We start from the raw sequence: 6,681 nt of genomic DNA on the forward strand, positions 1-6,681 counted from the left end.
CAGTAAGTCCCCCTTCGAAGGGGGCAGGGGAATGACTCTACGCCTGCTATGAAACAAGTTAGCTCAAACAGTAACAGCAGGCTCCCTTCCTGGACAAGCGAGAACGCGAGTTCGAAGCTTGCGAGCGTAGCTCTGAGGGGCAGGGGTGGTTGGAACCGGAGTTGCAGGGAAATTCTGCTCAGACACTCGCAGGAGCTGCGCACACTGCGAGGTCCTGACCCGGTATACCTATCTATACCTATACCGGGTGCACGATCCAGTCAGGTCGCGACCTGTCCTTACAATAACTGAATAACCAAGGGCAAGGCTGGTTCCTTACAAAGAATACCTGCCCGCTCAATATCTTTTCTGTATCTTTTTGCTTCTGCTTATCTTTAGCAATCTGTAATCTTTAAAGCTCGCGCCTCCAAAATGAAACTGATCTCCTTCCCCAACAAGTCCATTCTACCCGTAGCGCTCGCGCTGGTCTCGCTCGGTACAGTTGCTGCCCAGGCGCAGGCACCTGCCTTCACGCAGCAGGACACCTTACGCGGATCCATCACCAAAGAACGGGCCTGGTGGGACCTGACCTATTATCACCTCGACATCCAGGTGAACCCTGCCGACAGCTCCATCCACGGCGTCAACACCATCCAGTATAAAGTGCTGGAGCCCTACCAGGTGATGCAGATCGACCTGCAGCCTCCCTTGCGGATAGAAAAAGTGGTGCAGAACGGGAAGCAACTGGATGTGAAGCAACTAGGCAACGCGCACTTTGTACAGCTCACAGCGCAGCAGACTTCGGGAGCCGAGAATCAGGTAGAAGTATACTACGGCGGAAAGCCCCAGGTGAGTGTGCGGCCCCCCTGGAGTGGCGGTATTACGTGGGCTCGTGACGAACGGGGCAACCCTTTTGTAGCGAGTTCGTGCCAGGGCGACGGCGCCAGCCTGTGGTGGCCCTGCAAAGACCACATGTACGACGAACCCGACAGTATGCTCATCAGTGTGGCTGTTCCCAAAGAGCTGACCAATGTTTCGAACGGGCGCCTGCGCAAAGTCGATGAGAACAAGGATGGTACCCGTACCTTTCATTGGTTTGTCTCCAACCCGATCAACAACTACGGCGTCAATATCAACGTCGGGGACTATGTGAATTTCTCTGAAGAATACCAGGGCGAAAAGGGGGCGCTGGACTGTAACTACTATGTGCTGCGCGACAACCTGGAGAAGGCCAAGCGGCAGTTCAAGGATGTGCCGCGTATGCTGCAGGCCTTTGAGCACTGGTTTGGCCCTTATCCCTTTTATGAAGACAGCTACAAGCTGGTCGAAACTCCCTATCTGGGCATGGAGCACCAGAGTTCGGTGACGTACGGCAACGGCTACCAGAATGGCTACCTGGGCCGTGACCTGAGCGGCACTGGCTGGGGACTCAAGTTCGACTTTATCATCATCCACGAGTCAGGCCATGAGTGGTTTGCCAACAACATCACCTACAAGGACATCGCGGACATGTGGATCCACGAGAGCTTCACGGCCTACTCCGAATCCTTGTTTCTGGACTACCACTACGGCACGAAGGCAGGCAACGAATATACCATCGGGAAGCGCAAAAGCATTCAGAACGACCGCCCTATCATTGGCCAGTATGATGTGAACCACAGCGGCTCCGGCGACATGTACAACAAAGGGGCCAACATGTTGCACACACTGCGCCAGCTCGTAAACGATGATGAGAAATTCCGCGGCATCCTGCGGGGCCTCAACCGCGACTTTTACCACCAGACCGTAACCACAAAGCAGATAGAAGATTACCTCTCTAAGCACAGCGGCAAAGACCTGACCCGCTTCTTTGATCAATACCTGCGCGACACCCGCATACCGGAGCTGGAATATCGCCTGGAAAAGAAAAAACTAGCTTACCGCTGGACCAACGTCGTAGATGGTTTCGACATGCCGGTGAAGGTATACCTGAATGGCAAAGAGACCTGGCTGGAGCCTACAACGGAATGGAAAGAGATGAAGAAAGTAAAAGCCGGCACGACCGTGAAAGTGGATCCTAATTTTTATGTCACCGTTGGCACCCAGACCACCTGATCAAGCCCATTAACCCACCAAATTATGATTGCAGCCGCTTCAACTTAATGTGTTGGAGCGGCTGTACTTTTTAAGAGCAAGCCCGGTGGTTTCCAAAGCCATTTGGGTGTTGCAACCGTACCAATCTTTATGGTCGAAATCATAGAAAACAACGATACCAGGTTATTCACCACTATTCAGCAAAATGCCGGTAAAGAAACGGTTATCCTGCTACACGGAGGGCCGGGCGTGCCGGATGGCTTAGGGCCCGTAGCAGCGTTTTTAGCTCCTGATTATCAGGTGATTTCTTTCCACCAGCGCGGCACCCGCAAGTCCCCCACCGCCACCCACGACTACTCCCTGGAAAGCTACATCGCTGACATCGACAGCATAGCTTTACAGTTCAGTCTGGATAAATTTCATTTGTTTGGTCACTCCTGGGGCGGCCTCTATGCGCAGATCTATGCCCAGCACAACAGTCCCCGGCTGCTGAGCATGTTCCTGTGCAGCCCCTGCTCCGGCACCGGCAGCCACTGGCGGCAGACAATGGTAGAAATAGGAAAATTTCATATGGCGAAAACTTCGCTGCTGGAAAAATCAGACATGCTGCTGGATTCCATGATGGGGCTGGCAGGCAGCGACAGTGCCTACAGAAGGTTGTTCCGGCAGTTTTCGCTCAACTTCAACAAGGGCTTTCAGGTAACGGATCGGGTTCCGTTTGAGATCAGCTGCATCATGGCCAGGGCCATTAATGGTACAACCGGCATACTCCTGCTGGCTCCGGAACTCCGGCAAATGCCTGATCCGGGATATGGCATCACCATCACCTACGGATATCAGGACATCTATGGCAGCAGCGTGAAATATATAACGCAAAGGTACCCCACAGCCAAGATCATCACCATTCCTAGCAGCGGTCACCTCCCCTGGCTGCATAACGAGAAGGCGTTTTATAAGCTACTAGCCGAACATTACGGGATGAACAGTGCAAAGGCAAGTGAAACCGTAACAGAAAAATAAAGGAAACGGGGTATGCAACGGCATAGTTGTTTACCGTTGCATACCCCGCTTTTCAGTAAGAGTAACTATTTACTTGATTCCTAACTCTTTCAGCTCCTGCTGCAGCCGCTGGTTCCACTGTTCCTGGGCTGCCTTGTTTATCCCATGCTGGGTTTCGCCGTCGTATTGGTCCTGGAGCTGGCTCATTTCGCGGTAGGATTCGATGAAATGGTACTGGATATTGCTGTTATAGTCGGCAAGGGAGAGCTCGTCAGGTTTTATTTTCTGCTTGAAGCGCTCAGCTACAAGCTTGACAATATCAAAGTGGCGCTGCTCGTGGTTCAGACCATAGGCATCTTTGGCTTCCGCTTTCACCCAGGAAGAACTCTTCAGCACGTATACCTGCATTTTGAGGTTAAGGTGCACGATCCCGTTGATCACCTTGCTATCGCCTTCATACGAAAAGCTGGGGAACACCGTGGCTGAAAAGCGGCTTGTTGGATTTACACCGGCTCTGAAGTCATTCCAGGTAAGGGGGCGTTCGGCAGCATAGAAAACCGTATCATTGTCTGCCTCGCCTGTATAATCTGTGAAGGTTACTTTGATGCCTTTGGCCAGTTTTTCGTTGGTGGCTGCTTCCCGGTCCATCCAGGTATTGAGGTAGCGCAGCGCCTCTCCCAGCGATTGCCGCAGTACAGGCTCCACGACTTCATTTTTGCTGGCAGGTCGCTCGTAGCGTGCGCCTCCTTTGTACTCCAGCAGCGGCACGGTTTCTTCGCCGCGCTGCAACTCGAAGGCCATCGCAACTACCACCCGCCCCTCCACTCTTCCGCCTGTTCCGGCTGCTTCTTTTACACTCAGTTCTTTGAGGCGAATCACCACCGGGCGCAGGGCTGTGTTGCGTGGCAGGCTTTCGCGGGTAAACTGACGAATGGCTGCCAAGCCTCCTCCCTTCAGGTCAACGGGCAGCGCCTTGGTCTTGGTTGCCGGACTGCCGCTAACAGGCAGCAGGTACGCTACGGCTTTTTTATCTGCCCGCTCATCCCGGATGTCGGCTATGTAAAACTCCTTGGGGGTGAACGATAGCTTTTCGGAACGAAGCACGATGGCATCGGTATCACCGGAAGGACTGGTAGCTGCTATGAAAAAAAACAGCAACAAGGGTAAAAGCCCCCATCCTGCCAGGCGCAGGAGCCAGGAAGAGCGGGACGTAGCAGGGGTATTACTTAAAGTAGGACGCATAAAACGAACAACAAAATAACCGGAATAAAGGAAATGGGTCAGGATAAACACAAGGCCAGGTATACCTGCTTTCGATAAAAACCGACTCATTACAGAACAGCGGGCCCTGCAATTCAGTTCGCAGAAAACGCACCAAAAAAAGAGGCTGCTTATCATAATTCACCAACCGGACACGTTAAACTTTCAGACAGAGCAGAAGTCTAAGCTTACGGATGGCGGATCAAAAGCCGGAGAACCTGTAGACATACATGATTTTCTGAATATAGTAAGGATATTTTTATATCTTAGCCATACCAAAACCTGTATACCTATCATCCTAATTTACCTCTTATGAAAAGAGCAAACTTCTTTGCCTGGTCACTGGTCTTCTTCAGCTTTCTGCTGTTACCTGCTGTTTCCTGGGCACAAAACAACAAGGCGAACCGTCCCAGTCCTCCTGCCACTGCTTCCGGAAAGATAGGCGAAACCACGGTTACGATAGATTACAGCAGCCCGGCCGTGAAGAACAGGAAGGTATGGGGCGAACTGGTGCCCTATGAGCGGGTATGGCGTGCAGGCGCAAACGAAGCTACGATTATCGAATTCAGCAGAGACGTGCTGGTAGAGGGCAAGCCCCTTCCGAAAGGGAAATACAGCCTCTATACCATCCCTGGTGAAAGCCAGTGGACGGTTATTTTCAACAAAGCCATCGGCCAGTGGGGAACCGAGTATGACGAACGCCGCGACGCGCTCCGGGTAAATGTGAAGCCGCGCAAGACCCCCAAAATGCACGAGCGACTCACCTATGTTATCGCCAAGAACGGCATACTCATGCGCTGGGAAAACCTGGAGCTGCCCGTGAAGATAAAGTAGATCAGTCTACCCATGTAACATACCTTGCAAATAAAGCCGCTTATACCTTTCGTAGAGCGGCTTTATTTTTGGGCAAGCTTCCACTTTTACATTCGTCCGTATACAAATGATCTTTCAATTCTGATGAATATGAGCATGATGACACTGTTGAAAAATAAAAAACTAGCAGGACTCAGCCTCTTATTTCTGTTAGGCTTCACGGCTCCCGCCCCTTCCCATTCACAACAGCAACAACAATCCACCCCAAATCAGCAACCCGTGCAAACGAACCCTCTGGAAGGTGCCTGGCGTATGAGCGACGCAGGAGACAATACCATCATCATGCTCATACAGGACGGCTATTTTACCGTGGCGGTATATGACCTGAAAGACAAAAAATTCCTGGGAACCACAGGCGGCACCTACACGGCCATCAACGGTAAGCTGACCATCCAGCACGAATTCAACACGATGGACTCCACCAAGGTAGGTACATCTGCCACAAGCAGCTATACCTTGCAGAACGACAAATGGCAGGTGACGAGCGAAGGCAAGAACCCAAAAGAGACAGAGAACTGGGTACGGATAGCCGAGAAGAATCAAGCGTCTCCTCTCGCCGGTACCTGGCGCATCACAGGCCGTGAGCAGAACGGTGAAATGACGACCATGCGCCCGGGTGCGCGCAAAACCCTGAAAGTTCTTTCGGGCACCCGCTTTCAGTGGATCGCTTTTAACTCGGAGACCGGTGAGTTTTCCGGCACCGGGGGCGGCACCTATACCGCACAAAATGGCAAGTATACCGAAAACATAGAATTCTTTTCCCGCGACTCCAGCCGGGTAGGTATGCTGCTCTCCTTCAACTACGAAGTAAAGGACGGCAACTGGCACCACACCGGACAGAGCAGCAAAGGCAGCAAAGTGAACGAGATCTGGTCCAGGATTTCGGCCGACTAGTAGCTGCCCGGATAGTTTATAGCGGAGTTGTTGCAGCCACAAAGGTATAGCACGCAGCTCCGGGTAAGAGCGCTATACCTGCGCAGAGGCACTCCCATCGGGCAATTGCGTCCTTTCGGAGTGATGTCTTTTATACACTTCTTTCAATTAAGTATTCTCCCCTCCCACTTAGCTTAGGTTTCCTAACTGAGGCCTTTAATCAACAGGATAAATAGCTTCACTTAGAAGAAAAAAGGCTATACCTGTTTGTAGACGAATTTCACAGGAAGTAACAATAACACCGGACAATCTATCCCCTCCCGTCTACCTTATACCATTTAAAGTCAATAGATTAGTCATTTGAAAGACACAACAGAATATTTTCAGCATATTTCCAATAATTTTTTGACCTTATTCTAAACCTCCCGTATAATATCCTAAATTCAGAATACATCAACTACTTGAACTACAGGATGTTTTATGGGAACAGTCAGGCACATTCTCCAGAAAAAGGGCAATAAAGTCATTGCCATATCCCCAACCAGCACCGTTTTCAGTGCTCTAGAGAAAATGATGGAGCAAAACGTGGGCGCGCTCCTGGTCATGCAGGACGAGCGGTTCCTG

At 51.3% G+C, this 6,681-nt stretch carries 6 protein-coding genes; 5 read left to right on the forward strand and 1 reads right to left on the reverse strand.

All coding sequences use genetic code 11. The annotated features are described in order from the left end of the window. The first annotated feature begins 411 nt into the window (after positions 1-411). Together OB13_RS05945 and OB13_RS05950 are read left to right on the forward strand one after the other, a co-directional pair. Positions 412-2,073, forward strand: coding sequence for a M1 family metallopeptidase (locus OB13_RS05945; RefSeq protein ID WP_461489235.1), 1,662 nt, complete (start codon positions 412-414; stop codon positions 2,071-2,073). A 129-nt stretch (positions 2,074-2,202) separates the two neighbouring features. After that, positions 2,203-3,072 (forward strand): alpha/beta fold hydrolase, encoded by an 870-nt coding sequence (locus OB13_RS05950; protein WP_461489236.1) that lies wholly within the window; start codon positions 2,203-2,205, stop codon positions 3,070-3,072. Between the two features lie 69 nt (positions 3,073-3,141). Here OB13_RS05950 and OB13_RS05955 read toward each other — a convergent pair whose 3' ends face one another. Next, complete coding sequence (locus OB13_RS05955) at positions 3,142-4,383, reverse strand: hypothetical protein (RefSeq protein WP_461489237.1); 1,242 nt, start codon at positions 4,381-4,383, stop codon at positions 3,142-3,144. A gap of 240 nt (positions 4,384-4,623) precedes the next feature. On the opposite strand from OB13_RS05955, the gene OB13_RS05960 reads away from it, so the two are divergent. The 3 genes from OB13_RS05960 to OB13_RS05970 all read left to right on the forward strand — a co-directional run. Beyond that, a complete protein-coding gene (locus OB13_RS05960; RefSeq protein ID WP_461489238.1) occupies positions 4,624-5,145 on the forward strand; it encodes a DUF2911 domain-containing protein in 522 nt (173 codons plus the stop codon). A 258-nt stretch (positions 5,146-5,403) separates the two neighbouring features. Next, complete coding sequence (locus OB13_RS05965) at positions 5,404-6,078, forward strand: membrane or secreted protein (protein WP_461489239.1); 675 nt, start codon at positions 5,404-5,406, stop codon at positions 6,076-6,078. Positions 6,079-6,537: 459 nt separating this feature from the next. Then, positions 6,538-6,681 (forward strand): CBS domain-containing protein (locus tag OB13_RS05970; protein WP_461489240.1); only part of this gene is annotated, 144 nt, incomplete at its 3' end.

This window comes from Pontibacter sp. HJ8 (assembly GCF_054824225.1).

Coding starts and splice junctions, on each gene's coding strand:
- OB13_RS05945 (WP_461489235.1), top strand. CDS start 412: ATGAAACTGATCTCCTTCCCCAACAAGTCCATTCTACCCGTAGCGCTC.
- OB13_RS05950 (WP_461489236.1), top strand. CDS start 2,203: ATGGTCGAAATCATAGAAAACAACGATACCAGGTTATTCACCACTATT.
- OB13_RS05955 (WP_461489237.1), bottom strand. CDS start 4,383: ATGAGTCGGTTTTTATCGAAAGCAGGTATACCTGGCCTTGTGTTTATC.
- OB13_RS05960 (WP_461489238.1), top strand. CDS start 4,624: ATGAAAAGAGCAAACTTCTTTGCCTGGTCACTGGTCTTCTTCAGCTTT.